The sequence below is a fragment of the Burkholderia sp. E168m15 genome (assembly GCF_016586105.1).
Lineage (GTDB): Bacteria > Pseudomonadota > Gammaproteobacteria > Burkholderiales > Burkholderiaceae > Burkholderia > Burkholderia orbicola.
Genome location: NZ_BCPO01000204.1, coordinates 1 through 26,783, shown reverse-complemented (window position 1 = coordinate 26,783; position 26,783 = coordinate 1). Strand labels below are relative to the sequence as shown.

Sequence of the window (26,783 nt, the reverse complement as noted above, 5' to 3'; positions counted from 1 at the left end):
CCCATATATTGCGACGGACAACCCGAAGCTCGTGTCGCTCGCCTATACGCACCTGATCGGCGCCGGACTCGCGCACTTCGCGATGTACAGCCTGCCGGTCGCGCAGGAGAACCGCTGGGCGCAGCAGCGCGAACTCGCGTTCGACCGGCTCGCACGCGCGGACGGGCTCGATGCGCCGATCTACCGCGGGCTGTCGACGAGTGCGTCCGGGTGGAATCACGCGATCGAGCAACTGATCGACTGGCTGCATGCGCTGCCGAAGCCGGTCGGCGTGATCGCGGTGACCGATGCGCGCGCGCGGCACCTGCTGCAGGCGTGCCTGATCGCCGGCCTCGCGGTGCCGGAACAGGTCGCGATCATCGGCATCGACAACGATCCGCTCACGCGCACGCTGACGCGCATTCCGCTGTCGTCGGTGATCCAGGGCACCGAGGAAATGGGCCGCACCGCCGCGCACCTGCTGCACCGGATGCTGCGCGGCGCGCGCTTTCCCGGGCAGCGCATTCTCGTGCCGCCGGTCGGCATCAACGTGCTCGAATCGACGCGGCACCAGCCGCTGGCGAGCCCGCACGTGATGCGTGCCCGGCATTTCATCCGCCAGTACGCGTGCCAGGGCATCAAGACCGAACAGGTCGCCGACTATGTCGGCGTGTCGCGCTCGCTGCTCGAGGAGCACTTCCGGCGCGAACTGCAACGCACCGTGCACCAGGAGATCCTGCGCCACAAGCTCGAAGCCGCGCAGGCGCTGCTCGCCGGCCGCCAGGCGTCGAGCGCCGAAGTCGCGATCCGTTGCGGATTCACGTCGCTTCAATACATGTACGCGGTGTTCCGGCGCGAACTCGGCTGTACGCCGCGCGAATACCAGGAACGCGCGGCCGCCTCCCACTGACACCCGCCGCCCATCCGACCTCCACCCATGCATATCGATACCGATTCCTCATACCTGACGCCCGGCGCGGCACGCGTGCTTTCCGAGCCGTGGGGCACGTTGCCCGACGGCGAGCCCGTGCGGCGCTATACGCTGCGCAACGCGCACGGGATGCGCGTCGTCGTCAGCGACCTCGGCGCGACCGTCGTGTCGTGGCTCGCGCCCGATCGCACCGGACGCCTGGCCGATATCGTGCTCGCGCACGACACGCCGGCCGAGTACCTCGAATCCGGCGCCTATCTCGGCGCGACGGTCGGCCGCTGGGCGAACCGGATCGCCGGCGCGCACTTCACGCTCGACGGCGTCGACTACCTGCTCGACCGCAACGAGAACGGCAACCTGCTGCACGGCGGTGCGAACGGTTTTCATCGCGCGCGGTGGGACGTGCTCGACGATGGCGGCGGGCTGACGCTGCAACTCGATTCGCCGGAAGGCGACGCGGGATTCCCCGGCAACGTGCGCGTGCAGGTGCGCTACACGCTCGACGACGACGGCACGCTGACCATCGACTATTCGGGGTGGACCGACGCGCCGACGCCGCTGAACCTGACGAATCACAGTTACTTCAACCTGAACGGGCGCGCGGGCAGCGACGTGCGCGGCCATCTGCTGCACATCGACGCCGATGCATTCCTCGAAGTGGACGACGCGCTGATCCCGACCGGCGCGGCCGACGTGACGGGCACGGCGTTCGATTTCCGGCAAAGCGCGCCGCTCGGCGCGCGCCTCGACTGGCCGCATGCGCAACTGGCGCGGGCGCGCGGCTTCGATCACTGCTACGTCGTCGGCAACGGCGCGCGCGAGGTCCGGCCCGTGGCACGGATCTACGATCCGGAAAGCGGCCGCGAGTTGATCGTGTCGACCGACCAGCGCGGCCTGCAGCTCTATACGGGCAACTATCTCGACGGCTTGCGCGTGAGCGGCGGCACGCGTTGCGTGCCACACGCGGCGCTGTGCGTCGAAGCGGGCGGCTTTCCGGATCAGGTCAACATGGACGGCCTGCGCGACGACGTGATCGTTCGTCCGGGCGACGTGTACCGGCAGACCACGCGGTATCGGGTGGGCGTGCAGGCATAGCGCGCGTGCCGTATCGTCGGCACCCGGCCAGCGCCGCGCGCATCCCGGCCGAACGCCGGGCCGCGCCGCCTCGCGAGACATTGCGACGGCAGGAAAATGCTTTCTACGATTCGTTGGTTTGAGCGGCGCGGCGCAGCCCGTAGCATGGGCGCGTCACCCATCCTCCAGCATCGGAATGTCCGCGCAAACAGACAAGGTCGTCCATTGGCTGCTGTCCAGCCTGGAGCCGAAAAGCCAGCTTTTTCACGTCGGCCAGTATTGCGGCGACTGGCAGGCGTCCACCGCCGGCCGGGCGAAAGCGAGCTTCCACGTCATCCTGCATGGATCGGCGTGGCTGCATTTCGCCGACGGGCGCGACAGCATTCCGGTCGCCGCGGGTGAAGCCGTGTTTCTGCTGCGCGACGTGCCGCACGGGTTGTCGCCGAGCCCGGTCAACCCGCAGGCCTGCGCGGTCGCGGGCGGCCATCCGCTCGAGCGGCGCGGGTCGATGCAACCGCTCGATCCGTCGGTCGACGGCAGCGTCGGGCTCGCCTGCGGCTTCATCGAATTCCACTCCACCGTGTCGCGCGCGATCGTGTCGCTCTTTCCCGAGTATCTGATCGTGCGGCGCGGCGACGACGCGTATCGCGGCATCCACGGGCTGTTCGACCTGATTCGCGCCGAAGGCCGTCACGGCGTCGACGCGCCGTCCCCGCTGATCGACAAGCTGGTCGAACTGCTGCTGTTCTATGCGGTGCGGGATGCCGCCGGGCACGATACCGTGGCCAGCGGGCTCGCCATGCTGATGCAGCGGACTGGGTTCGGCACGCTGGTTGCCGCGATCATCGACGCGCCCGCCGACGCATGGACCACGGAATCGATGGCCGCGTTCGCGAACATGTCGCGCACCGCGTTCTGCAAGCACTTCAGCGAAGCGTCCGGCCATCCGCCGATGCAGTTCGTCACGATGGTGCGGATGCGGCTCGCGGCGGACCTGCTGCAACAAGGCCTGCCGATTTCGCGGGCGGGCGAACTCGTCGGCTATCAGTCGGAATCGGCGTTTGCGCACGCGTTCAAGCGCACGATGGGCATGCAGCCCGGCGCATGGCGCCGCGAGCGCGACGACGCGTCGCGATCGGCGGCGCGCTTGCACTAGCGAGCATCGCGACACCGCGGCGCGCGGCGCGGGACGAACGCACAGGAATCGCGGATGTTCGCGCATTGTCCGGCGGCAGCAGCGCCTCGACAATGATCTCACTGCCCTTTTCGGAGAATCCTGTGAGCCGCCTGCCGTTGCCCACCATCGAGACCGCCCCCGCGGCCAGCCAGCCCTTCCTCGAAAAATCGCAGCGCGCGAACGGCTTCCTGCCGAACCTCGTCCGTTCGCTCGCGAATGCGCCGGTCGCCCTCGAAACCTATCTGACCGTCGCGGAGATCAACGGCCGCGCGGGCCTCACGTTCGCCGAGCGCGAAGCCGTGCAGATCACCGCGGCCGCCGTCCACGGCTGTGCATTCTGCGTGGCCGGCCACACCGCCGCCGCACTGAAAAAAGCCCAGGTCGAGCGCGCCGACGTCGATGCGCTGCGCGACGGCGAGCCGGTCGCCGAGCCGCGGCTGGAAGCCGTCGCTGCTTTCACGCGCGCCGTGATCGCGACGCGCGGCGCCGTGACCGACGACGCGCTCGACGCGTTCCTGGCCGTCGGTTTCACCGAAGCGAACGCGCTCGAAGTGGTGCTGGGCGTGAGCCTCGCGACGCTGTGCAACTTCGCGAACAATCTGGCGCGCAACGAACTCAACCCCGAACTGGCGGCATACCGATGGGAACCCCGGACACAAGCCGCCTGACGGCGCCCGCGCTCGACGCATCGCTCGTCGACTGGCTCGACGCGAACGCCACGCAGCTCGACACGAGCGCCGCGTTGAAAGCGGAAATCGTGCCGCGCCTCGCGGACGCCGGACTGTTCCGGACCGGCGTGCCGGCGAGCCTCGGCGGCGCGGGCGGCACGACCGCGGACGCCATTGCCGGCATCGCCGCGGTGGCCGAGCATTCGCTGACCGCGGCCTTCGTGCTGTGGGGCCAGCGCAGCTTCATCGAATACCTGCTGCAAAGCCCGAATACCGCGCTGCGCGAGCGATGGCTGCCGGCGCTGCTCGACGGCCGTTGTGCCGGCGCCAGCGGCTTGTCGAATGCGATGAAATATCTGTCCGGCATCGAGTCGCTTCAGATCGACGCGACGCCGCACGCGGAACGCGCCGACGACTGGCGGATGACCGGCCGGATGGCGTGGGTGACGAACCTGCGCACCGAACGGTTCGTGGTGGCGGCAGCGGTGGCATTTGGCGATGGCCGGCCGTCCGCGATCGTCGCGATTCCGGATGACGCGCCCGGCCTGACTCGCAGCCCCGATCTCGACCTGATCGCGCTGCGCGGCAGCAACACCGCCGCGCTGCACCTCGACGCCGTACCGGGCGACGCCGCGTGGCTGATCCATCCGGACGCACAAACCTTCCTGTCCGCTGTGCGACCGGCATTCCTCGGCTTGCAGTGCGGGCTGTCGATCGGGCTCGCGCGGCGCTCGCTGGCCGAAGCGCGACGCGCGGCGGAAACGACGCGCGGCATTCTCGGCCCCGAAGTCGAATCCTGCGCGGCCGAACTGGCTGCCGCGTGTGCGCAACTGTCCACCGGCATCGCGGACGGCAGCCTGCGCCTGCATCCCGACCGCCTGTTCGAGTTGCGCATCGCGCTCGCGACGCACGTGGGCACGGCCGTGAACCTCGAACTCGAGGCGAGCGGCGGCCGCGGCTATCTGCGCGATGCGGGGCTCGGCTTCGAGCGACGCTGGCGCGAAGCGGCGTTCATTCCGATCGTCACGCCGAGCGTCGTGCAGTTGAAGGCGCAACTCGCCGCACGGACGCGGAGCATCGCCGCATGACGCGCCCGCTGCTGGACGCCCGCCATCTGACGTTCGGCTACGACGGCGAGCGGCGCAATACCGTGCTCGCCGATGTCTCGCTGTCGGTCGGGCGCGGCGAAATCGTCGCGCTGATCGGCCCGAGCGGCACCGGCAAGTCGAGCCTGCTGCGCGCACTGGCCGGGCTGGAGCGACCGCAATCCGGCACCGTGTCGATCGACGGTACGACGCTGCAGGGCCCGCACCCGAGGATCGCGATCGCGTTTCAGGACCCGTGCCTGCTGCCGTGGCTGTCGACCGAACGGAACGTCGCGTTCGGTCTCGCCTTCGAACATCAGGAGCGCCTCACGCGCGATCAGCAACGCGAACGCGTTCGCTCGGCGCTGCATGCGGTCGGGCTCGAAGCCGCCGCGTCGCTGCGCCCGGCCCAGCTTTCCGGCGGCATGGCGCAGCGCGCGGCGCTCGCCCGCGCGCTGGCGCGTCAACCGCACGCGCTGCTGCTCGACGAGCCGTTCTCGGCGCTCGACGAAGTCACGCGCGCCGCGATGCAGCAGTTGCTGGTGAACATCGTCGCGACGACGCGCTGCGCGACGGTGCTCGTGACCCACGATATCGACGAGGCGCTGCTAGTGGCCGATCGCATCGTGCTGCTCGGCACGCAGGGCCGCTTCATCGACGCGTGGCACGTCGATTATCCGCACCCGCGCGACGCGTTCGTCAGCGAACTCGGCACGATGCGCATCGACATCCTGAAGGCGTTGCAGGCCGGCATGAAGCGCCCGCACGCGTCCGAACTCCATCCCTTGAACTGACCTCCCTATCCATGTGCCAGATTCCGATGTCGCGCCGCGAATGGCTGAAGCTCGCGGCCCTGTTCACCGCGACGGGCGCCGCCCCGTTGCTGTCGATGGCAAATGCGCACGCCGCGGCCGAACCGGATGCGCCGGTTCGCATCGGCTACCTGCCGATCACCGACGCGGCCCCGCTGCTGGTCGCCCACAACAACGGCTATTTCGCATCCGAAGGGCTGACGGTCGAGCAACCGAAGCTGCTGCGCAGCTGGGCGCAGCTCGTCGAAGCGTTCTTGTCCGGCCAGGTCAACGTCGTGCACCTGCTGTCGCCGATGACGCTGTGGGCACGCTACGGCAGCCGCGCGCCGGCGAAGGTGGTCGCGTGGAACCACGTGAACGGCTCCGGGCTGACGGTCGCGCCCGACATCGATTCGCTGCGCGATCTCGGCGGCAAGACCGTCGCGATTCCATTCTGGTACTCGATTCACAACGTCGTACTGCAGGACCTGCTGCGCCAGCAGGGGCTTACGCCGGTGCTCAAGCGGCGCGGCACGCCCGCGGCGAACGAGGTCAACCTGGTCGTGATGGCGCCGTCGGACATGCTGCCCGCGCTCGCCGCGCGCCAGATCGCCGGGTACATCGTCGCGGAGCCGTTCAACGCGACCGCGGAATTGATGAAGATCGGCAAGATCCTGCGCTTCACCGGCGACGTGTGGAAGAACCATGCGTGCTGCGTCGTGTTCATGCACGAGAACGATCTGACGCAGCGCCCCGCGTGGTCGCAAAAGGTCGTCAACGCGATCGTGAAGGCGCAGCTCTGGGGGCGCGCGCATCCGCAGGAAACCGCGCAACTGCTGTCGAAGGACGGCACGCACCGCTATTCGCCGCATACACTCGCGTCGCTCGATCGCGTGCTGGTGCCGTCGGCGTCGCTGGCCGACACCTATCGGGCGAGCGGCGCGATCCGTCATGCCGACTGGCACGCGAAGCGGATCGACTTCCAGCCGTATCCGTTCCCGAGCTATACCGAGGCGCTGGTTCAGCGGCTGAAGCGGACGGTGGTCGACGGCGACAGCACCTTCCTCGCATCGCTCGACCCGGCGTTCGCGGCCCGCGATCTCGTCGACGACCGGTTCGTGCGCAAGAGCATCGACGCGGTCGGTGGCTTGGCCGCGTTCGGCCAATCGGGCGCGTTCCAGCGCGAGGAGATCATCGTTGTCTGACGCGCTCGCCACCCGTCGCTCGTCCGCACCCGACACGCGCCGGGCCGGCGGCGCCCGCTACCCGGCACGCGTTGCCGCGGGCTGGCTCGGCGTGGCCGGGCTCGTGGCGACGGTCGCCGTCTGGTGGGCCGCGATCCACCTGTTGACCGAGCCCGGCTCACTTGGCCGGCAGTTCGCGCCGGACAGCGCGTTCGCGAGCCTGCGCGCGCTGTGTGCGGACGATCAGCTGCTCGAACACGCGCTCGTCAGCCTGCGACGCATCGGCGTCGGGCTCGGCACGGCGCTGCTGATCGGCGTCCCGCTCGGCCTGTTGCTCGGCCGCGTGCGATGGGTCGAGCGGATGCTGTCGCCGACGTTCCAGTTCCTGCGCATGGTGTCACCGTTGTCGTGGATGCCGCTCGCGGTCATGTCGTTCGGCATCGGCGACCGCGCGATCTACTTCCTGCTCGGGTTCGCCGCGCTGTGGCCGGTGCTGATGAGCACGGCCGCCGGCGTCACGCAGATCGACCGGCGCTGGCTGCAGCTCGGCGCGAGCCTCGCGGCCACCCGCCGCGAGTTGCTGGTCCATATCGTGCTGCCCGCGATCGCGGGGCCGCTGCTCAACGGCATCCGGCTCGCGATCGGCATTCTGTGGATCGTGCTGGTGCCGGCCGAGATGCTCGGCGTCAATGCGGGCCTCGGCTACCTGATCCTCGATACGCGCGACCGGCTCGCGTATTCTGAACTGACGGCGGTGATCGTCGTGATCGGCGCGCTCGGCTTCACGCTCGACGGCATCGCGCGGGTGTTGACCCGCGCGCTGCTGGCGTCCGACCGCTAGCACCGCCATGGAGACAGGCAGCGCTCGGGCGGACCGTTTGCCGTGGGCGGCTCAATTCCACGCATGCCGCGCCGGGCGGGCGCCGTTCAGGTAGTAGTTGCCGACGAGGTGATATTTCCAGCGCACCGGATCGTGCAGCGTATGCGTGCGCGCGTTGCGCCAATGCCGGTCGAGATTGTGCTCCGCGAGCGTCGACTGCGTGCCGGCCAGCTCGAACAGCTTCTCGCCGGCGAGCAGCGCGACCTCGGTCGTCAGCACCTTCGCTTCGCCGACCGCGACGGACGCCCGTGCGACGTCGTCCTCGGTCACGTCGCCCTTGGCCGTGATCTCGTCGAGCGTGCGCGCCGCACGTTCGAGCAACGCGTCGGCCGCATGCAGCTGGATGTGCAGGCGGCCGATTTCGCGAATCGTCAGCGGATCGTCGACCGCCCGCTCGACGCCGCTGTCGACCCACGGCCGCGTGCGGGTCCGCACGAACGCGAGCGTATCGTCGATGGCCGCCTTCGCGATGCCCGCGTCGATCGCCGCCTGGATGATCTGCGACAGCGGGCCGTTGAGCGTCGGCACGTCCGACACGCGCTGCGCGGGCAGCACGTGCGACGCCGGGATGCGCACCGCGTCGAGCACGACCGTGCCGCTCGCGGTCGTGCGCTGGCCGAATCCCGACCAGTCGTCGATCACGGTCAGCCCCGGCGTCGGTTGCGGCACGTACGCGAGCCAGGCCTGCTGCGCGTCGTCGAGCCCGAGCACCGGCACGTAATGCGCGAACAGCGCGCCGGTCGAGTAGAACTTCGTGCCGTCGACCACATAGTCGTCGCCGTCGCGGCGCACGCGCGTCTTCAGGTCGAGCACGTGCTTCGTGCCCTTCTCCGAGAACCCGTTGCCGAACCGCTTGCCGCTCAGCACTTCGGCGAAGAAATGACGCTTTTGCGCATCGGTGCCGACGAGCGTGATCACGTCGATCAGCCCGAAATGATTCTGCGGAAGCTGCCCGAGCGACGCATCGGCCGCGGCGATGATCTTGATCACCTCGGTGAGCGTCACGTGCGACACGCCTGCGCCGCCGTATGCCTTCGGCACCGTGATCGCCCACAGCCCCGATTGCGAAAACCATTCGATTTCCTCGCGCGGCAGGCGGCGATCGCGATCGCGCTCGGCAGCCCCTTGCGCGAGGCGTTGCGCCAGCGCATGCGCGACCGCGATCGCTTCCGCATCGTCCGCGATCACGCGGGCCACCTGCGGTCGTGCATCGGCCGGCCGCTCCTGAATCGTCGCGCTCGTGTCTGACATCGGGCTCTCCTGTCGAATGGCGAAAGCATTCAATCTAGCAGCGCCGCGCGGGCCGGAAAACCGAGCGATTCTCGGAACGATATTCCTTTGGAGAACAAACGACGTCGATCCCGACGCAGGTGAATCGGCGTTTCGACGTCGCAACGGATGCATGAACGTCGATGCGTCCCCGCGCGGTTGCGGACGCAGTCTCGGTCGCAGCGCTGTAATACGCAGCGACGATAACGATCCGAGAATCCGTTATTGGAACGCTCGCGTCGCGCTTCCTATACTGGGCTCCCGGCGCACGCCCTTCGAGGAAACCCGCATGACTTCGTCGCACGCAGCTCCCGACCTTTCCACCGGTACCGATTACGATGCGCTCGCGAGCCGGTTCCGGCCGATCTTCGAGCGTATCGCCGCCGGCACCGCCGAGCGCGAACGCAACCGTGAACTCCCGCACGAGGCGATCGGCTGGCTGAAGTCGGCCGGCTTCGGCGCAATCCGGCTGCCGGCGAGCGCCGGCGGCGCGGGCGCATCGCTGCCGCAGTTGTTCCGGCTGCTGACCGAGCTGGCCGCCGCCGATTCCAATTTGCCGCAGGCGCTGCGTGGGCATTTCGCGTTCGTCGAGGATTGGCTGAACGCGCCGGCCGGGCCGCAGCGCACGACCTGGTTCGACCGCTTCGCGAGCGGCCAGCTCGTCGGCAATGCGTGGTCGGAAGCCGGCGACGTGCCGCTCGGCCAGACCGTTACCAAGGTGTCGGAGCAGAACGGCCGGCTCGTGCTGAACGGCCGGAAGTTCTACAGCACCGGCAGCCTGTTCGCCGACTGGATCGACGTGTTCGCGCAGCGCGCGCACGACGGCAGCGACGTGATCGTCGCCGTCGCGACCGCGCAGCCGGGCGTGATCCGTGAGGACGACTGGGACGGCTTCGGCCAGACCACCACCGGCAGCGGCACGACGCGTTTCGAGAATGCGACGATCGACGCGGACAACGTGATCGATTTCGCGCGCCGCTTCAAGTACCAGACCGCGTTCTACCAGCTGTTCCACGTCGCGACGCTGGCCGGCATCGGCCACGCGATCGTGCGCGACGCGGGCGAGCTCGTGCGCAACCGCACGCGCGTGTACAGCCACGGCAATGCGCCGCGTGCGGGTGACGATGCGCAGCTGCAGCAGGTGATCGGCGAGATCGCGTCATGGGCGTACGCGGCCGACGCGCTCGCACTGCGTGCCGCACAGCCGCTTCAGCACGCGTACGAAGCGCGCTTCGGCGGCGACGAAGCGGCCGAGCAGGCCGCGAACGTCGCGGCCGAAATCGAATCCGCGCAGAGCCAGCTCGTCGTGTCCGAACTCGTGCTGCGCGCGGCGACGCGCCTGTTCGACGCGCTCGGCGCGTCGGCCACCCGCAGCACGACCGCGCTCGATCGCCACTGGCGCAACGCGCGCACGGTGTCGTCGCACAATCCGCTCGTGTACAAGGCGCGCATCGTCGGTGACTGGATCATCAACGGCCGCACGCCGCCGTTCGTCTGGCGCGTCGGCAACGGGGCGGACGCCAACGCGGGTGCCGGTGCGGGAACGGGGGCCGCGCAATGAGCAAGACGATCCGCTTCAACGCATTCGAGATGAACTGCGTGGGCCACCAGTCGCCCGGCCTGTGGGCGCATCCGCGCGACCGCTCGTGGCAGTACAAGGATCTCGACTACTGGACCGACCTCGCGCGCGTGCTCGAACGCGGGATCTTCGATGCGATCTTCATCGCGGACGTGATCGGCTACTACGACGTGTACAAGGGCAGCAACTATCACGCGCTGCACCAGGCCGCACAGATTCCCGTCAACGATCCGCTGCAACTGGCCGCGCCGATCGCGATGGCGACCGAGCATCTCGGCATCGGCATCACCGCGTCGACGACGTTCGAGCACCCGTACACGTTTGCCCGCCGGCTATCGACCGCCGACCATCACACGAAGGGCCGGCTCGCGTGGAACATCGTCACGTCGTATCTGGAGAGCGGCGCGAAGAACGTCGGCGATCACGGGCTGCGCACGCACGACGACCGCTATGCGGTCGCGGCCGAATACGTCGAGGTGCTGTACAAGCTGTTCGAAGGTAGCTGGGAGGATGGCGCGGTGGTGCGCGATCGCGACGGCCGCGTGTTCACGCATCCGGAGAAAGTGCACGAGATCGGCCACAAGGGCCGCTTCTTCGACGTGCCCGGCTATCACCTGTGCGAGCCGTCGCCGCAGCGCACGCCGGTGCTGTTCCAGGCCGGCGCGTCGGGCCCCGGCAAGGCGTTCGCCGCGCAGCACGCTGAATGCGTGTTCGTCGCCGCGCCGACCCGCGACCAGCTCGCGCGCTACGTGGCCGACGTGCGCGCACAGGCCGCGGCCGCCGGGCGCGACCCGGCGAAGGTGCTGATCTACAACCTCGTGACGGTGATCGTCGACGAGACCGACGAGAAGGCGCAAGCGAAGTTCGACGAGTATCGGCGCTACGTGTCGTACGACGGCTCGCTGGTGTTCATGTCCGGCTGGACCGGCATCGACTTCGGCCAGTACGCGCCGACCGATCCCGTCAGGCGTGTCGAAACGAACGCGATCGTGTCGGCGGTCGAACACCTGTCGGGCGGCGACACCGCGTGGACGATCGAGGCGCTGGCGGCCTGGGGCGGCATCGGCGGGATGGGCCCGGTGTTCGTCGGGTCGGCGTCGACCGTCGCGGACATCCTGCAGGAATGGGTGGCCGCGACCGACGTGGACGGCTTCAATCTCGCGTATGCGGTCGCGCATGAAACCTTCGAGGACGTCGTGCGCCATCTCGTGCCGGAGCTGCAGCGCCGCGGCGTGTATCCGACCGCGTATGCGCCGGGCACGCTGCGCGAAAAACTCTTCGGCGGCTCGGCGCGGCTGCCGGATGAGCATCCGGCCGCGCAGTTTCGCGATATCGAACAGGTCAAGCGCGCGGCCGAGCGGGAAGCGGTCAGCGCGTAGCGTCGGGCAACGTCGAAGCCGGTCTGTCCGCATTCATGCGACGGCCGGCTTCAGTACAAACGGCTTCGTGCAGTCTGACGAAGCCGTTTGTATTTGCCGGGAAACAACGAGCGCTTCGCGTCGACAGTTACGCCACGCTTTCGTCGTCGACGTCGTTCGCCGTCGGCTCATAGCGAATGATCAGCAGAAACACGATCGGCGTGACCGCACTGATCGCGACGACCCAGAACATGTCGGTGCCGAGACGCGCCTGCAGGATCGGCAGCACGAACAGCGCGAGCGCCTGGCCGATGCCGCACAGCGACCGCCCGAAGCCGACGCCGGTGCCGCGGATCGCGGCCGGATACGACAGCGTCGGATAGATCATCATCTGCGCGCCCGGCCCGAAACCTTCGGCGAACAGCCAGGTACCGAGCATCAGCAGCACGACGCCGACCGCCAATGCACCGTGCGGATGCCCCGCCAGCGCCAGCGCGACGAGCGCGACCGTTTGCAACGCAAACCCCGCGATCGCGACATGCCGTGACGGATAGCGATACGCGAGGCGCATGCCGAGCAAGCCGCCGGTGAACGCGAACAGCACGTTCAATGCGAGCGACGCCGCGATCGTCTCGAACACGCCCGCGCCGAGGAATTGCGACAGGATCGACGGCAGGAAGAACGCGATCGCCGTGTATTCGAACGGGATGCACAGGTTCATCACGCTGGCGACGATCGTGCGCCCCAGATACGGACGCTGGAACAGCACGCGAATCCGCACCGGCGGCGGGCTCGGTTCGCGCCGCGCATCGTCCGCTTCGTGCGCGTGAATGCCGTACGACTCGCGCAGGATGCGCGCTGCGTTGGCCAGGTCGCCCTGATTCGCGGCCCACAGCGGCGATTCGTTCATGAAGCGGTTGCGGAACAGGATGATGACGAGCGCCGGCACCGCGCCGAAGATCAGCGAGGCGCGCCACAGCCAGCCCGCATGCTCGGCCGGCAGCAGGAAATACAGGCCGAAGATCAGCAGGAAGCACACCGACGACGCGACGTACCACATCGGGCACCACGCGGCGAGCCGCGACGCCTTGTTGCCGCGGCCGTTGAACTTCGAGAATTCCGCGAGAAACGCCATCGCGACGGGCAGGTCGATGCCGACGCCGAGCCCCATCACGAAGCGGGCGCCGATCAGCACCCACACGTTCGGTGCGAGCCCGGCCGCGATCGCCGCGACCACGAAGAACAGCATGTCGGCCATGAACACCTGGTAGCGGCCGATCCGGTCGGTCAGCCAGCCGCCGATCAGGCTGCCGAAGATCGTGCCGATCATGATCGCCGAACCGACCAGCCCGGTCAGCGCGGGCGTCAGCCCGAATTCGCGCGCCACGTCGTCGATGCCGTACGACAGCGTCGTGAGGTCGTACGCATCGAGAAACACGCCGCCGAGCGCCAGCAGCACGATCATCCGTGCGTGGCTCACCGAACTGTCCACCGTATTGATCAGGCGCGCGACGTCGCTGGCCGAGCGGATGGGGGAAGAAACCGGCGTGACTGAGCCAAGATCGATCGAACTCATCGGATTCCTTAGTTTGATGCCGAATGCACGGCAAGGTGATCGTGAAGCCGGGGAACCGGTCAGGCGCCTTCGCGACCATCGCGGCGCCGAGCGCATGCGGCCCCGCTGCGGCCGGGTTCCGGCAGCGGAAATTCTGTTCCCTCGATCCGGCAATCCCAAGCGATATAAACCGATAAATTAATCGGCGTGCGTCATAAAGTTGCGCGGGCGGCGCTTAGCAGCCGCACGCATGTTCAAACGTGGATTTCTTCGTTAACGGATCGCTTGCGCTTCGTTACATTAGCCGGTCACCTGCCTGTTCGCGGCGCGTTGCCGCTCTTCCGGAGAATCCCCGATGAAGCCGTTCTGGTCCCGCGTGTGGCAATCCGCGGCCCTCGTCGTTGCCGCGCTTGCCGGCCTCATGTCCATGCAAGCGCAGGCGGCGACGCCTGCGGAAATCCGCGTCGACTACGCGTACTACTCGCCCGAGAGTCTCGTGATCCGCCACTTCGGCTGGCTCGACGATGCGTTCAAGGCCGACGGTACGTCGATTCGCTGGGTGCTGAGCCTCGGCAGCAACCGCGCGCTCGAATACCTGAACAGCGGCGCGGTCGATTTCGGCTCGGCCGCGGGGCTCGCGTCGGTGCTCGCCCGCGCGAACGGCAACCCGATCCACACGGTCTACGTGTTCTCGCGCCCCGAATGGACGGCGCTCGTGGTACGCAAGGATTCGCCGATCCGTTCGCTCGCCGATCTGAAGGGCAAGAAGATCGCCGCGACGCGCGGCACCGATCCGTTCCTGTTCACGCTGCGCGCGCTGCACACCGTTGGCCTGACGCGCGACGACGTCGAGATCGTCAACCTGCAGCATCCGGACGGCCGCACCGCGCTCGCGAACGGTCAGGTCGATGCGTGGGCCGGGCTCGATCCGCACATGGCCGCCGCCCAGCTCGACGATGGCGCGCGCCTGCTGTATCGCAACGTCGCGTTCAATACGTACGGGTTCCTGAATGTTCGCGACGCGTTCGCCAGCCAGTATCCGCAGGCGGTCGAGCGCGTGCTGAAGGTCTACGACCGCGCACGCCAGTGGATCGGCGCGCATCCGGCCGAAACCGCGCAGATCATTGCCGACGAATCGAAGGTGTCGCTGCCGGTCGCGAAGCTGCAGCTTCAGCGCAACGACTTCAGCGATCCGGTGCCGGGCGACACGCAGCGCGCGGCGCTGAAGGCCGCGGCGCCGGTGCTGACGGCCGAGCAGTTGACCAAACCGGGCGTCGATCCCGCGAAGATCGTCGATACGCTGATCGATCCGTCGTTCGCGCGCCCGATCGTCGCCGCGTCGCACTGAGACCGAGCGTGCCGCCGATGACGGACACCACCGCGCGCGGCGACGCGCTCGCGTCGCACCCGCCCGCTTCGCCGCCTCCTGGAGCCCGACGTGATCCGCTGCGCGCGTGGCGAATCGCTGGCCTCGCACTGCCGTTCGCCGCGCTCGTGCTGCTGGAGATCGTGGTGCGGCGCGGCTGGCTGCCCGATCATCTCGTGCCGGCGCCGAGCGAGATTCTCGATACGCTGGCGCGGATGGGCGTCATCCGGGTCGCACGTCACGTCGGCGCGAGCACGCTGCGCGTCGCGGCCGGGTTTGCGGCCGGCGCCGGGCTCGCGCTCGTCGTCGGCGCGGCGATGGGCCTGAGCCGCCGGATCGACGCGCTGTTCGAACCGACGTTCCAGGCACTGCGCGCGATTCCGTCGCTTGCGTGGGTGCCGGTGCTGCTGCTGTGGCTCGGCATCGATGAAGCACCGAAAATCACGCTGATCGCGATCGGCGCGTTCTTTCCGGTTCACCTCGCGGTGGTCGCCGGCATTCGCGACGTCGACCGCAAGCTCGTCGAGCTCGGCGCGGTGTACCGGCTCGGCCCGCTCGCGCTGTTCCGCCGCATCCTGCTGCCGGCCGCGCTGCCGCAGATCGTCACCGGCCTGCGCACCGGCCTCAGTCTCGCGTGGATGTTCATGGTCGCCGCGGAACTGATCGCGGCCACGCGCGGCCTCGGCTTCCTGCTGAGCGACGGTCGCGAAACCGGGCGGCCCGATCTCGTGTTCGGCGCGATCCTGCTGCTCGCGTTGCTCGGCAAGCTGACCGACGGCGCGATGCGCCGCATCGAGTCGCGCTGGCTCGGCTGGCGCGACGCGTTCGATGGCGCATCGCGCGAGGGCAGGAAATGAGCGCCTCCCCTTCCATCCGCCCGACAGCCGGCATCGCCCCGCCGCTGCTCGATCTGCGGATCGCCCGCAAGCTGTACGGCGATCGCACGATCCTTTCCGATATCGCGTTGCAGGTCGCACGCGGCGAAATCGTCTGCGTGGTCGGCCCGAGCGGCTGCGGCAAGAGCACGCTGCTGCGGATCGTCGCCGGCCTCGACCCGGATTTCCGCGGCAGCGTGACGCTCGACGGCAGCGCGCTGGCCGGGCCGTCCGCGCGCGTCGGCGTGATCTTTCAGGAGCCGCGGCTGCTGCCGTGGCTGTCGATCGCAGACAACGTCGGCTTCGCGTCCGGCGCGCGGGGCGGCCGCGACCCCAGCGTCGAGCGGTTGCTCGACGAGGTTGGGCTGGCCGGCGTCGCGCGGCAACTGCCGGCCACGTTGTCCGGCGGGATGGCGCAGCGCGCCGCGATCGCGCGCGGGCTGTTCGGCGAGCCGGATCTGCTGCTGCTCGACGAGCCGTTCAGCGCGGTCGACGCGATCACGCGGATGCGCTTGCAGACGCTGCTGCTCGACGTCGTCCACCGGCACCGGATGGCCGCGATCGTCGTCACGCACGATCTCGACGAGGCGCTGTATCTCGGCGATCGCGTGCTGATGCTCGCGCCGAACCCGGGCCGCGTCGACGACGAAATCCAGGTCGACGTCGCACGGCCGCGCGACCGGCGCGATCCGTCGCTGGCCGCGCAGCGCGCGCGGCTCATCGATGCGTTCCAGCGCTTTCACGATCGCGCGGCGGGCGACCCGGCAGGCATCCCGATCACGTCGGCCTGACCTCGCCACTTCACTGAGCAGCCGCCGACCGGACGAACGCGGCCAGATCGCGATTGAACCGTTCGGCTTCCTCGATGAACGGCGCGTGCCCGGATTCCGCGTACACCTTGCTGGCGATACGCGGATTCAGCTCAGCCGCGCGGGCCAGCGTCGCGTGCGTATCGACCAGCGCATCGCGACCGCCGTAGAGGAACAGCAACGGCACGCGCGCGTGGCCGAGCCCCGCGGCGGCGAATACCGACATCGTTGGAATGGCCTTTTGCATGTCCCACGACGCCATCGCGGCGTTCGCGAGCAAGCGCTCGAACGTGGCGGTGTCCGGCCGACGGTTGAAGCACAGGCCGACGAACGTGCGCTCGCCGTCGAGATGGGTTTTCAGATCCGGCACGTTCATGTCCCGATACACGTCCGGATGATCGACGATCTGGCCCGGCGCAAGCTCGACCACGCCGTCGACATACACGGCGCCCGCGATCGCGCGATCGCCGTACCTGGCGAGGTAGTTCGAGATCACCACGCCGCCGAGCGACCAGCCGACCACGACGGGTTTGCGCGCATGCGCGCCGTCGATGACCGCGGCGAGATCGTCGCCCCAGCGGGTTCCGTCGCGATACGGCTGCGCGCCGGACGGCTTGTCCGACAGCCCGTGGCCGCGCAGGTCGTACGTGATGATCCGGAAGCCGCGCAGTTCCGGGCTCTGGACTTGCGCGTCCCAGTTCAGGCGGCTGCCGAGCAGGCCGTGGATCAGGATGACCGGCACGCCGTCCGGGTCGCCGCTTTCCTGAACGGCCAGCTTCACGCCGTCCGTCGACGTCACGGTATAGGTCAGCGGCGCGGCGGCCGCATCGTACGCCAACGCGAACGGCGTCACCCACCAGATCACGGCGATCAGCCAGCGGATCAGCACTCGGGTAGTCATGGGTTCTTTCCTCCAGGCATGAACGGACGCTCAGTCTCAACCCTCACACTGATGTGAGAGTCAAGCGAATCGTGCTAACCTGCCCTTCATGAAAAATCCGCCTACCCAGCCGCTGCTGACCATCGGCAAACTCGCGCAGCTCACCGGCGCGAGCGTGCGCTCGATCCGGCACTACGACGAGCACGGCCTGCTCGCGTCGGTGCGCGCGGACAACGGCTATCGCCTGTTTCCCGACAAGGCTGTGACGCAGGTCAAGCAGATTCAGCGCATGATCGCGACCGGTTTCACCCTCGACGACATTCGCGGTTTTCCGGACTGCATGCTGCTGATCGAAGGTGCGCGTTCGTGCGATCAGATCACCGACGTCCAGCGCGAACGCCTCGAAGCGATCGACCGTCAGATCGCCGATCTCGAGAAGCGACGCGCAAGGCTCGTCAAAATGTTGCGGGATGGTGCGGTGCCGCCGCTCGATTGATCAGTGCGTCTTTCCCGCTACGGATGCGAGCCCATCCACGCGCATCGGGCACAATACGCGCCCTCACCTTTTTGCCCGTGGTCACACTCATGCGCGTCATCGTCGTCGGAACGAGCGGATCGGGAAAATCCACCTTCGCCAGCGCGCTGGCAACCGCCGCAGCGTGCCCATACATCGAACTCGATCGGCTCTACTGGGGCCCCGGCTGGACCGCCGTGCCGCCCGCGCAGTTCGAACATGCGGTGCTGGCGGCGACGACCGGCGACCGCTGGGTCGCCGACGGAAACTACAGCGCGGTGTGCGACGTGCTGTGGTCGCGGGCCACGCACGTCGTGTGGCTCAACTTCGGCCGATGGACGGTGTTTTCCCGTGTGCTGCGGCGCACGATCGGCCGCGGGCTCATGCGCACCCGGCTCTCTCACGGCAACCGGGAATCGCTGCGGATGGCGTTCTGTTCGCGCGACTCGGTGCTGCTGTGGTCGTACACGACGTTCACGAAAAACCGCGTCAAGTTCGCCGGCTTGCGCGACGACCCGAAATACGCGCATCTGCAATGGATGGAAATCACCGAGCCGTCGCATACCCGCGCAGTCATCGAGATGCTGGCCCGCACCGGCCTCTGCGACTGAACGCGGCACGACAACGGCCACCTCGCGTCAATCGTCGAAGGTACCCTGATATTCCGGCGCGGCATCCGCACGCGTATTCAGTTCGAACATCACGCCACCCGGCGCGCGGCAAAAGAAGCGCGAGCCGCGCCCGTTGTTGAACACGTCCGTCTCCATTGCAACGCCCTCTTCCTTGAAGCGCGCGAACAACGCGTGCACGGCATCGAGACTCGGCAGTTCGAAGCCGACGTGGAAATTGGTCGGCCATGCGGGCACGCCATCGCCGACGTGATCGATCACGACGTCGAAGCCCGGGCGCTTGAGAATCCAGGATTTGTCCCAGCTTCCCGCGATCGTGAAGCCGAGGTATCGCTCGAAGAATCGGGCCGTCGCCAGCGTATCGGCCGAGGGGAAGCTCAGGTGGTTGAGCTTCATCGTGGGTGTCGTTTCGGTCATGGTCATGGTCATGGTCGTGCTCTCCGATGCGGTGGTGGGCGGAGGCCCCATGCCGTGCCGCCCGAGGACTTCAGAATACGAGCGCGGGCTCACATTCAACAACTCGCATTGAACGTTGCGCCGGACGCGGGCGAAACCCTTGCGGGGCCGGTAGTCGAGCGATGAAGGCGATCTCGGCGGACGGCGCCACTCGCATTCGCGACAGGTGCCGTCGATGCGGGATGGCCGGTCAGATGAAGGCGCCAAACGACGACGGCCCGGGATTCGCAAACGAACCCCGGGCCACCGCTCGACCGCGGGTGCCGGGCATGACATGCATTGCCCGGCACCCGCGCATCGCTCAACGCTACGCGAGCTGCATCAGAACTGATAACCCGCGCCGACCACTGCGCCGAAGTCCGAGCGCGTGTTGCCCGTCACCGATGCCTTGACGACCCAGCGGTTGCTCTCCGTCACGTACGAGTAGCCGGCCGCGAAGCCTTGCTGGCCGTGATAGTTCGACGTCGCCGCCGACACCATCGAGCGCCCCGCGCCGGTCGGCTGCGGCAAGCCGGCCACCGCCATCGCCGACGCGACACCGCCGTACATGTCCTTCTTCAGGTCGTTGAACGAGTTGTACACCTGCCCGATGCGCTGGTCGGTATACCCCTTCGCCTGCGTCGACGCCGTCGCGAGGTTGTCGTTCAGCTGCTGCACGTTCACCGCGTCGGTCGGCGCCGTGCCGGCCGCGACGTTCGTGATCTGGCGCTCGCTGCCCTTCGCGCCGACCGAGAACGAGTTGTCGCGATCGGCGACGGAGCCCTGGCCAACGGCCACCGCATTCTTGCCGGTTGCGGTCGCCGTCGAGCCGATCGCCCCCGCATCGGCGCGCGCGATCCACGTGGTGTTCGCATCGGTCGCGGCCGCGCGGATCTTGTCGTTGGCCGCGACGTTCTGCAGCGCGGCGTTGAACTGGCCCACGTTGACCGCGTCGTTCGCGTTCACGCCCGCCGCGACGCCGGTCAGCACGCGGTCGCCCGCCGTACCGGAGAAGTTCACGCTGGTGCCGCCCGAATCCTTTCCGACCGTGATCGCGCCGTTCGGGTCCTGCTGCTGCACGAGGCCGGCCTTGCCGTTCGCGATGTTGGTCACGCTGCCTTGCAGGTTGGAAATGTCGGTGGTGTTCTTCGACACCTGCTGGTTGGTCGCATAGAGCTGCGAGCCATTCACCGCGTCGGTGCTGGTGGCGCTCAGCGTGCCGGCCTGCACGTTGGTGATGCGCGTGCCGCCCGCGCCGCCGAGCGTGATCGTGCTCTTCGAGCTGTCGTCGTACTGCACCGCGAGCGCGCCGAGCTGGTTCAGGTTCGACTGCACGTCCTTCAACTGCTTCACGTTCACCGCGTCGGTATCGCTGGTGCCCGCCGCGACGTTCTTCAGCACGACGGCCGAGGTGGCGTCGCCGCCGACGAGCGACACCGAATTCAGCCGGTTGCCGCTCGCGTCGACGTCGTACTTGACGACGTTCTTCACCGCTTCGCCGGCCTGGTTCGACACGTTGGTGATCTGCTGTTCGAGCGTGGTCTTCACGCCGGACAACTGGCCGCCGTTGACCGCATCCGTGCTGCCCGCGGCGACGTTGCCGTCGGCCACGTTGGTCAGCTTCGTCGGCGCACTGCCGCGCGCGGCGTTGAACGCGCCGAGCGTCGGGTCGAATTGCAGTGCATCCTGTTGCAGCCCGGCGATCGCCGCCGTGTTGCCCGCGATATTCGTTTCGGCATTGTCGATGCGCGTTTCGTGATTCGCGAGCGTCGTCGTGTTGCTGCCGACCCGGCCGTCGAGGTTCGTCAGCGCGTCGCCGACGTTGTTGAACGCACTGCCGCCGATCTTGTAGTTCGGTGCGCCGATCGAGCCGTCCGGGTTCGCCGTCGCGCCGCCGCCGAGCGCGGCCGCGGTGCCGTCGGTCGCGCGCCGCAGTTGCGCGCCGTTCACCGCGTCGGTACTGCCGGCCGCGACGTTGCCTGCCGCGACGTTGGTCACGCGCACCGGATTGCCGCCGTTGCCTGCACCGAGCGATACCTGCTGCTTGCTCGCATCGTCGTATTTCACGGCGAGCGCGTCGAGCTGGCTCGTGCCGTCGTGAATCGCCGCGTTCAATTGATCGACGTTGACCGCGTCGGTGCCGCTCTTGCCGGCCGCGACGTTGCTGATCAGCTGCGGGCCGTGGCCGCCGTGGCTCGCATCGTACGCGCCGAGGCCCGGGTTCCATTGCAGCGCGTCCTGCTGGAGCGCCGCGATGTTGCCGGTATTCGTCGTCACCTGGTTGCCGACGGTCGTGATCGACTGGTTGAGCGCGTCGGTCGCCTTGCCGAGCTGGCCGACGTTCACGGCATCGCCCGCCGCCACGCCATCCGCGACGTTGTGCAGGCCGACCGGCGCCGTTGCGCCCTTGCCGCCGAGCGTGACGCCGCCATGCGCATCGTCGTCGTACTGCACCGCATTCTTCGTCGCGTTGCCGATCTGGCTGGTGATCGACGTGCTCAGGTTGCCGAGCGTCGTGCTGAGGTTGTTCGTCACGCTCGTGCTGAGCGATGCAAGGCCGCCGTTCAACTGGCCGACGTTGACGGCGTCGTGCGCGTCCTTGCCGTCCGCGACGTTGTGCAGCGTCGTGCCGTTGGGGCCGGCGAACGTCACCGAGTCGAAGCCGCTCGCGCCGTCGTACTTGACGTTGCGCGTATCGGCCGCCTGCAGGCCGGCGATGTTCGAGGCCGCCGTGCTCAGCGAGCCGTTGATGCCGGTCACGCTGTTCTGCAGGTTCGTGATGTTCGACGCCGCCGTCGAAATGGACGTTTGCAGCGGCGTGAGGCTACCCTTCAACTGACCGACGTTGACCGCGTCGGTATCGGCCACGCCCGCTGCCACGCCGCCGATCGTCGTGCCGGCGGCGCCGTCGAGCGCGATCGCCGCATGCGAGTCGTCGGTGTATTTGACGACGTTCTTGGTGGCCGTGACGATGCTCGTGCTGAGGCTGTTGCCGACGCTGGTCACGCGCTGGTCGACGTTCGAGATCGTGGTTGACAGCGAATTGCCGACCGACGTCACGCGTGCATCGACGTTGCCGATGCCCGTGCTCAGCGTACTGTTCACGTTCTTCAGTTGCTGGACGTTGACGGCATCCGTATCGGCCGCGCCCGCCGCGACGTTCTTGAGCTGGCGTTCGCTGCCGAGCGCGCCGAACGACACCGCGCCGCCGACCGGTGCGGCCGTGCCGCCGAACACCGGCGTGCCGCCGTTGTTCGCGCCGACGCTGCCCGAGCCGATCGCCACCTGGTTGTTGTCGTTCGTCTGCGCGCCGGCGCCGATCGCCACCGACTGCGTGCCGCCGGCACGCGTCTGCGTCGCCGCGTCGTACGATGCGCCGGCCGATACGCCGTCGCTCGACGTCGGGTTCGCGCCGCCGATCGCGACCGAGCGGTCGCCGCTGGCGAGCGCCGAGTGGCCGAGCGCGATCGAACTCGTGCCGTGCGCATCCGCGACGTTGCCGAGCGCCATCGAGAAATCGCCGACCGCCGCCGACTGACGGCCGATTGCCAGCGCGGTATTACCCTGCGCGACCGCCACCGTGCCGATCGCGGTGGCCGAGTTCGCCAGCGCCTGCGAACCGACGCCGATCGCGATCGCGCCGCCGCTGCTGGTGCCGCCCTTGCTGCTCGCATTCGACTGGTCGCCGATCGCGATGCCGCTGGTGCCGGCCTTCGCATTGGTGCCCTGCGTCACGTTCGCGGTGCTGACCGCCACGTAACTGCCGTTCTTCGTTGCCACGCATAGCGGGTTGGTGCCGTCGATACACTGGCCGTTCAGCGCGTTGTCGGGGTTGCCGCGGTCGACGAAATTGTCCGCATGGGCGGCGCCGGCGATCAGCACACCCGCACCCGTGAACATCGCGGCGGCGAGCGCCGAAATCTGCTTCCTCTTCATGGTCTTCTGCTCCGTTGTGTAGCGTCTGGTTTGAATACGGACTACTTACTTTTATTGACAGCTTCGACTTCGATTACGGTTGAGACTTCTCTCGGAAGTGGATTCCACGGCCCGGACACAAGCCATGTCGAGACGACACGTATCGCGCACGCTCGTTTCGACAGGGCGTTCGAAAGCCCCGGGCATGTCGTCGGTTCGACGTCCCGTTCCGCTAATCCGGCTATTGCATTAGGAATACGTATTGATTCTTATGGACGAGTCTTCCCCCGGCTGAATCCGGAGATCCAACCCGTCGTCATGAACATCCCCGATTTGTCGTCGCGCCGACCGCGACCCACCACGCTTCTTTTATTTCATCCCCGGCAACCGGGTTCCATTTCCGTGCAGCAAGCATGTGCCTGGGCGAGCATCAATTGATGCGCAGGCCCCGGGTCTGAAAACGTCCGTCGCCGCTTTCGGCACTTCCGCTGCCCTGCTCCACCCGTCATTCAAAGTTCGGACGAATTATGAGACACGAGATTAAATTATTAAAGCCGACATTCTTTATAGATTGTAAAATCTAAAATATTCAACGACTTACGTAAAATATACTCATCTCGCAAACGATTTCGCACCCATGCCGTTATTCAAAATCTTTTACCGGTCGGATAAATACTTTGCCAAAGCGGATTCAATTAAAAAACTTTCCGAAAAAAGCGACCTCGAAACCGGCCGACTCGGCGCTTTTACGCCGGATATACGCGTAAACCACGAGCATTGACGCACATCGACGCTTCACGCTCCTGTCGCAAACCGCCATTTTCGATAATCGTGAAGGGTGAATCGTGCGAATAGGGCCGCCATGTCTGGCCGGATTCGAAATATGCTCCTACAATTCCGCTCGCACCGATTCCGGCAGTCGCGATCATTTCCACGCGAGCACGGCAATCCCTCGCGTGTCGACTGGCTTGGCGATCAAAACAACGAACGCCGTGCGATGCGCCGAGCGATTGCCTGCCGCGCGGTTCCGCCCTGTACGGATTCGATGCGAGCATGCGATGCAATGGATGCATCGCCACAGAGCGGCTTCCGACGTTTCCTCCGCACCGGGCAGGCCACCCGCGGAAACGCAGTCAACCGCCTTTTCACAACAGGTGCACGATGTCTTCATCGATCTCCGCATTGAGCGACGCGCATATCCTGATCGTCGACGATCAACCCGACCAGCTAAGGTTGCTGATCGACATCCTGCGCAGCACGGGATGCCGGATCAGCATCGCATTCGACGGCACGCAAGCGTGCCAGCGCGCGCAGGCACTGATGCCCGACCTGATCCTGATGGACGTGCGCATGCCGCGCATGGACGGCTTCACCGCATGCCGTCTGCTCGCCGCCGATCCGCTGACGTGCGCGATCCCGGTCATCTTCCTGACCGTGGCCGACGCATTGCACGAGCGGCTCGAAGGGCTCGAGATCGGCGGCGTCGACTATGTGGTGAAACCGTTCGAGCCGGCGGAAGTGATCGCGCGGATTCGCGTGCAGCTCTCGCGCACGAAACGCGAACGGCCGGCCGCGGCGCAACAGGTGCAAGGGCCGTCCGCGGGCGGCAAGGAGGACGACATCATCGTTCGCGCGGCGATCCGCCACTTGTCGCGCACGCTGAACGATCCGCCGACGGTGGAAGAACTGGCGCGTGCGGTCGGCACGCACGAAAAACGCTTGTCGCGTGCGTTTCGCGACAATCTCGGCCAGACGGTGTTCGAGTATCTCCGCTACGAGCGGCTGCGAATCGCGCAGGATCTGCTGGATTCCACCTCGCTCAGCATCGCCAGCATCGCGAAGGAAATCGGCTTTTCCACGCCGGCCAATTTCGCGACCGCCTTTCGCGAACGGTTCGGCATCACACCGACCGAATGGCGCCGCCAGGGCCACGCGGGTGCGCGCGCCGCGGCCCGGCAGCCGCAACGCCGCGCGTAGGCCGATGCAACGCGAGGGCGCTTACCAGTTGTATTTCGCGCTGGCCAGCACGGTCCGCTCGTTGCCGAACACGCACACCGCGTACGACTGGCAGCCGCTCACATAGCGCCGGTCGAACAGGTTCGCGACGTTCACCGCGAAACGCCAGCGCGGCAGGTCGTAATGGATCGCGAGGTCGTAAAGCGTCGCGCTCGGCACCGTCAGCGAATTGTCGGGCGCGCCCGCCGACGCGCTCTGGTAGCGCACGCCACCGCCGACGCCGAGGCCCGCCAGCGCGCCCGTATGCCAGGTCCAGTCGGCCCACATCGACGCCATCTGCCGCGGCAGCGGCACGGACACTGGCCAGTGATTCAGCGATACGTCGTTCGCCTGCACGTTCTTGACGTCCTGATACGCATACGACGCGACGATCGACAGCCCGTGCGTCACCTTGCCGACCGCGCTCAGCTCGATGCCGCGCGAGCGCACCTTGCCGGTCTGTACCGACGTCGTGGCGGTCGGGTCGAGATTGACCGGCGTCGGCGTCACGACGTTGGTCTGGTCGATCTGATACACGGCCGCGTTCAGCATCAGGTTCCGGCCGGCCGGCTGCCAGCGCAGCCCGGCCTCCGTCTGCGTGCCGCGGGTCGGTTTCGGCAAGCCGCCGCCGAACATCCGCACGCCGATGACGGGATCGAACGACGTCGAATAGCTGACGTAAGGCGACAATCCGGCGTCGCCGCGATAGGTGAGCCCGACCCGCCCGGAGAATGCACTGACGTCCTGCTGCGCATGCGTGCCGGCGGTGCGGTCGTCGAAGCGCGCATTCACGACATCCTCGCGGCCGCCGAGCGTCAGCGTCCAGCGCTGCCAGCGGATCTGGTCCTGCGCGTACACGCCGACACCGTTCATCGCGGTGTACTGATCGACGTGGCCGAGCGACGTCGGGCCGGAGAAGATCGCGGCCGTCACGGGCCGATAGACGGGGTGGTACAGGTCGAGCGACGGCGCGAGCGCGAGCCATACGCTGTTGGTCGTCGTCTGCCGGTCGAACTGCACGCCGAACAGCAGCGTGTGTTCGAGCGACCCCGTGCCGAAGCGCGCCTGCGCGTGGTTGTCGATGTCGAACCGGCTGTAGTTGAGCTGGAACAGCCCCGCGAAACGCATCATGTTCGTCGTGCTGCGGGGCGCGAGGCCGTTGCCGAACACCGTCGCATCGTCGAGCGACAGGTGCGACCAGCGCACGTCCTGGTGCAACGACCAGATCGCATTCACGCGGTGTTCCAGCGCGTAACCGAGCGACCATTGCTTCTTGCGATAGTCGTTGAACGACGGGTCGCCCATGTAGAGGTCCTGCGACAGGCGGCCGTTCGGGTTCGGCAGCACCGTGCCCGATGCGGGCAGGAAGTTCGACGAGATGTCGCCGCTGTCCTGCAGGAACGTCGCGGAAAGCGTCAGCGACGTGTCGGCGTTCGGCCGCCACCGGAACGACGGCGCGAGCGCGACGCGGCGGTCGCCGTTCGGGCCGGTCACCGCGTTGCCGTCGCGCGCGATGCCGACGAATCGGTAGGCATACTTTCCATCCGGATCAAGCCTGTCGCCGACGTCGAGCATGGCTTGCTTGCGCGCATCGTTGCCGATCTGCACGCCGGCTTCGCGCACGCGCTCGCCGTCGGCGAGTTTCGTATGTGCATCGACGATCGCACCCGGCTCGCCCGCGCCGTACAGCACCGACGTCGGCCCTCGCAGCACCGCGATCGAGTCGATCGTGTACGGATCGACGCGCCAGTTCGCGATCACGGCCGTGTTCGGCGCCGGCAGGCCGTCGACGTACAGCGTCGGCGTGAAGCCGCGCAGCGCCGCATACCAGTCGG

At 67.5% G+C, this 26,783-nt stretch carries 22 protein-coding genes; 16 read left to right on the top strand and 6 right to left on the bottom strand.

Annotated features, from left to right (window positions below):
- From JMF86_RS31580 to JMF86_RS31545, 8 genes are all read left to right on the top strand, one after another.
- Positions 1–889: substrate-binding domain-containing protein (locus JMF86_RS31580; RefSeq protein WP_201317269.1), on the top strand; the 889-nt coding region annotated here is incomplete at its 5' end.
- Positions 890–916: 27 nt separating this feature from the next.
- On the top strand, positions 917–2,005 hold the full coding sequence (locus JMF86_RS31575) for an aldose epimerase family protein (protein WP_011549900.1): 1,089 nt from the start codon (positions 917–919) through the stop codon (positions 2,003–2,005).
- A 175-nt stretch (positions 2,006–2,180) separates the two neighbouring features.
- Positions 2,181–3,140, top strand: coding sequence for an AraC family transcriptional regulator (locus JMF86_RS31570; protein ID WP_011549901.1), 960 nt, complete (start codon positions 2,181–2,183; stop codon positions 3,138–3,140).
- A gap of 122 nt (positions 3,141–3,262) precedes the next feature.
- Positions 3,263–3,829, top strand: a complete 567-nt coding sequence (locus tag JMF86_RS31565) for a carboxymuconolactone decarboxylase family protein (protein ID WP_011549902.1) — start codon at positions 3,263–3,265, stop codon at positions 3,827–3,829.
- Complete coding sequence (locus tag JMF86_RS31560) at positions 3,802–4,917, top strand: acyl-CoA dehydrogenase family protein (RefSeq protein ID WP_011549903.1); 1,116 nt, start codon at positions 3,802–3,804, stop codon at positions 4,915–4,917. Before JMF86_RS31565 ends, JMF86_RS31560 begins: the two co-directional genes overlap by 28 nt.
- Positions 4,914–5,708 carry an ABC transporter ATP-binding protein gene (locus JMF86_RS31555; RefSeq protein ID WP_201317268.1) on the top strand — a complete coding sequence of 265 codons (795 nt, stop codon included), beginning with the start codon at positions 4,914–4,916 and terminating at the stop codon, positions 5,706–5,708. Before JMF86_RS31560 ends, JMF86_RS31555 begins: the two co-directional genes overlap by 4 nt.
- A gap of 11 nt (positions 5,709–5,719) precedes the next feature.
- Positions 5,720–6,910: an ABC transporter substrate-binding protein gene (locus tag JMF86_RS31550; RefSeq protein WP_011549905.1), complete on the top strand. Its 1,191-nt coding sequence runs from the start codon at positions 5,720–5,722 to the stop codon at positions 6,908–6,910.
- A complete protein-coding gene (locus JMF86_RS31545; protein WP_011549906.1) occupies positions 6,903–7,730 on the top strand; it encodes an ABC transporter permease in 828 nt (275 codons plus the stop codon). The genes JMF86_RS31550 and JMF86_RS31545 overlap by 8 nt, the downstream gene beginning before the upstream one ends.
- A gap of 51 nt (positions 7,731–7,781) precedes the next feature.
- Here the strand turns inward: JMF86_RS31545 and JMF86_RS31540 are convergent, their stop codons facing one another.
- Complete coding sequence (locus JMF86_RS31540) at positions 7,782–9,020, bottom strand: SfnB family sulfur acquisition oxidoreductase (protein ID WP_054928654.1); 1,239 nt, start codon at positions 9,018–9,020, stop codon at positions 7,782–7,784.
- A gap of 307 nt (positions 9,021–9,327) precedes the next feature.
- Here JMF86_RS31540 and JMF86_RS31535 point away from each other — a divergent pair, with 307 nt between their 5' ends.
- Together JMF86_RS31535 and JMF86_RS31530 are read left to right on the top strand one after the other, a co-directional pair.
- Positions 9,328–10,599: an acyl-CoA dehydrogenase family protein gene (locus tag JMF86_RS31535; protein WP_011549908.1), complete on the top strand. Its 1,272-nt coding sequence runs from the start codon at positions 9,328–9,330 to the stop codon at positions 10,597–10,599.
- Positions 10,596–11,996, top strand: coding sequence for an LLM class flavin-dependent oxidoreductase (locus tag JMF86_RS31530; RefSeq protein WP_006483335.1), 1,401 nt, complete (start codon positions 10,596–10,598; stop codon positions 11,994–11,996). Before JMF86_RS31535 ends, JMF86_RS31530 begins: the two co-directional genes overlap by 4 nt.
- 127 nt (positions 11,997–12,123) lie before the next feature.
- Here the strand turns inward: JMF86_RS31530 and JMF86_RS31525 are convergent, their stop codons facing one another.
- Positions 12,124–13,551, bottom strand: coding sequence for an MFS transporter (locus tag JMF86_RS31525; protein WP_011549910.1), 1,428 nt, complete (start codon positions 13,549–13,551; stop codon positions 12,124–12,126).
- Positions 13,552–13,885: 334 nt separating this feature from the next.
- Here JMF86_RS31525 and JMF86_RS31520 point away from each other — a divergent pair, with 334 nt between their 5' ends.
- Genes JMF86_RS31520 through JMF86_RS31510 form a run of 3 tightly spaced genes read left to right on the top strand, consistent with a single transcriptional unit; the run spans position 13,886 to position 16,562 of the window.
- Positions 13,886–14,878, top strand: coding sequence for an aliphatic sulfonate ABC transporter substrate-binding protein (locus tag JMF86_RS31520; RefSeq protein WP_011549911.1), 993 nt, complete (start codon positions 13,886–13,888; stop codon positions 14,876–14,878).
- Positions 14,879–14,895: 17 nt separating this feature from the next.
- Positions 14,896–15,753, top strand: coding sequence for an ABC transporter permease (locus JMF86_RS31515; protein WP_011549912.1), 858 nt, complete (start codon positions 14,896–14,898; stop codon positions 15,751–15,753).
- A complete protein-coding gene (locus JMF86_RS31510) occupies positions 15,750–16,562 on the top strand; it encodes an ABC transporter ATP-binding protein (protein WP_011549913.1) in 813 nt (270 codons plus the stop codon). Before JMF86_RS31515 ends, JMF86_RS31510 begins: the two co-directional genes overlap by 4 nt.
- Before the next feature lie 10 nt (positions 16,563–16,572).
- Here the strand turns inward: JMF86_RS31510 and JMF86_RS31505 are convergent, their stop codons facing one another.
- Positions 16,573–17,481: an alpha/beta fold hydrolase gene (locus JMF86_RS31505; protein ID WP_011549914.1), complete on the bottom strand. Its 909-nt coding sequence runs from the start codon at positions 17,479–17,481 to the stop codon at positions 16,573–16,575.
- 88 nt (positions 17,482–17,569) lie between these two features.
- Between JMF86_RS31505 and JMF86_RS31500 the strand changes: the two genes are divergently transcribed.
- Positions 17,570–17,956 carry a MerR family transcriptional regulator gene (locus tag JMF86_RS31500; RefSeq protein ID WP_011549915.1) on the top strand — a complete coding sequence of 129 codons (387 nt, stop codon included), beginning with the start codon at positions 17,570–17,572 and terminating at the stop codon, positions 17,954–17,956.
- 89 nt (positions 17,957–18,045) lie between these two features.
- Positions 18,046–18,585: a toxin gene (locus tag JMF86_RS31495; protein ID WP_054928653.1), complete on the top strand. Its 540-nt coding sequence runs from the start codon at positions 18,046–18,048 to the stop codon at positions 18,583–18,585.
- A gap of 27 nt (positions 18,586–18,612) precedes the next feature.
- Here JMF86_RS31495 and JMF86_RS31490 read toward each other — a convergent pair whose 3' ends face one another.
- Both JMF86_RS31490 and JMF86_RS31485 read right to left on the bottom strand, forming a co-directional pair.
- A complete protein-coding gene (locus tag JMF86_RS31490) occupies positions 18,613–19,020 on the bottom strand; it encodes a VOC family protein (protein WP_012336869.1) in 408 nt (135 codons plus the stop codon).
- Positions 19,021–19,380: 360 nt separating this feature from the next.
- A complete protein-coding gene (locus tag JMF86_RS31485) occupies positions 19,381–22,974 on the bottom strand; it encodes a YadA family autotransporter adhesin (RefSeq protein ID WP_011549918.1) in 3,594 nt (1,197 codons plus the stop codon).
- 1,140 nt (positions 22,975–24,114) lie between these two features.
- On the opposite strand from JMF86_RS31485, the gene JMF86_RS31480 reads away from it, so the two are divergent.
- Positions 24,115–24,930, top strand: a complete 816-nt coding sequence (locus tag JMF86_RS31480; RefSeq protein ID WP_011549920.1) for a response regulator — start codon at positions 24,115–24,117, stop codon at positions 24,928–24,930.
- A 21-nt stretch (positions 24,931–24,951) separates the two neighbouring features.
- On the opposite strand, the gene JMF86_RS31475 is transcribed toward JMF86_RS31480, so the two are convergent.
- Positions 24,952–26,783: TonB-dependent siderophore receptor (locus JMF86_RS31475; RefSeq protein WP_201317267.1), on the bottom strand; the 1,832-nt coding region annotated here is incomplete at its 5' end.

Excerpts from the sequence above, each read along its gene's own strand:
- JMF86_RS31575 (WP_011549900.1), top strand. The coding sequence starts at position 917 with ATGCATATCGATACCGATTCCTCATACCTGACGCCCGGCGCGGCACGC.
- JMF86_RS31570 (WP_011549901.1), top strand. The coding sequence starts at position 2,181 with ATGTCCGCGCAAACAGACAAGGTCGTCCATTGGCTGCTGTCCAGCCTG.
- JMF86_RS31560 (WP_011549903.1), top strand. The coding sequence starts at position 3,802 with ATGGGAACCCCGGACACAAGCCGCCTGACGGCGCCCGCGCTCGACGCA.
- JMF86_RS31555 (WP_201317268.1), top strand. The coding sequence starts at position 4,914 with ATGACGCGCCCGCTGCTGGACGCCCGCCATCTGACGTTCGGCTACGAC.
- JMF86_RS31550 (WP_011549905.1), top strand. The coding sequence starts at position 5,720 with ATGTGCCAGATTCCGATGTCGCGCCGCGAATGGCTGAAGCTCGCGGCC.
- JMF86_RS31540 (WP_054928654.1), bottom strand. The coding sequence starts at position 9,020 with ATGTCAGACACGAGCGCGACGATTCAGGAGCGGCCGGCCGATGCACGA.
- JMF86_RS31535 (WP_011549908.1), top strand. The coding sequence starts at position 9,328 with ATGACTTCGTCGCACGCAGCTCCCGACCTTTCCACCGGTACCGATTAC.
- JMF86_RS31530 (WP_006483335.1), top strand. The coding sequence starts at position 10,596 with ATGAGCAAGACGATCCGCTTCAACGCATTCGAGATGAACTGCGTGGGC.
- JMF86_RS31525 (WP_011549910.1), bottom strand. The coding sequence starts at position 13,551 with ATGAGTTCGATCGATCTTGGCTCAGTCACGCCGGTTTCTTCCCCCATC.
- JMF86_RS31520 (WP_011549911.1), top strand. The coding sequence starts at position 13,886 with ATGAAGCCGTTCTGGTCCCGCGTGTGGCAATCCGCGGCCCTCGTCGTT.
- JMF86_RS31515 (WP_011549912.1), top strand. The coding sequence starts at position 14,896 with ATGACGGACACCACCGCGCGCGGCGACGCGCTCGCGTCGCACCCGCCC.
- JMF86_RS31510 (WP_011549913.1), top strand. The coding sequence starts at position 15,750 with ATGAGCGCCTCCCCTTCCATCCGCCCGACAGCCGGCATCGCCCCGCCG.
- JMF86_RS31505 (WP_011549914.1), bottom strand. The coding sequence starts at position 17,481 with ATGACTACCCGAGTGCTGATCCGCTGGCTGATCGCCGTGATCTGGTGG.
- JMF86_RS31500 (WP_011549915.1), top strand. The coding sequence starts at position 17,570 with ATGAAAAATCCGCCTACCCAGCCGCTGCTGACCATCGGCAAACTCGCG.
- JMF86_RS31495 (WP_054928653.1), top strand. The coding sequence starts at position 18,046 with ATGCGCGTCATCGTCGTCGGAACGAGCGGATCGGGAAAATCCACCTTC.
- JMF86_RS31490 (WP_012336869.1), bottom strand. The coding sequence starts at position 19,020 with ATGACCGAAACGACACCCACGATGAAGCTCAACCACCTGAGCTTCCCC.
- JMF86_RS31485 (WP_011549918.1), bottom strand. The coding sequence starts at position 22,974 with ATGAAGAGGAAGCAGATTTCGGCGCTCGCCGCCGCGATGTTCACGGGT.
- JMF86_RS31480 (WP_011549920.1), top strand. The coding sequence starts at position 24,115 with ATGTCTTCATCGATCTCCGCATTGAGCGACGCGCATATCCTGATCGTC.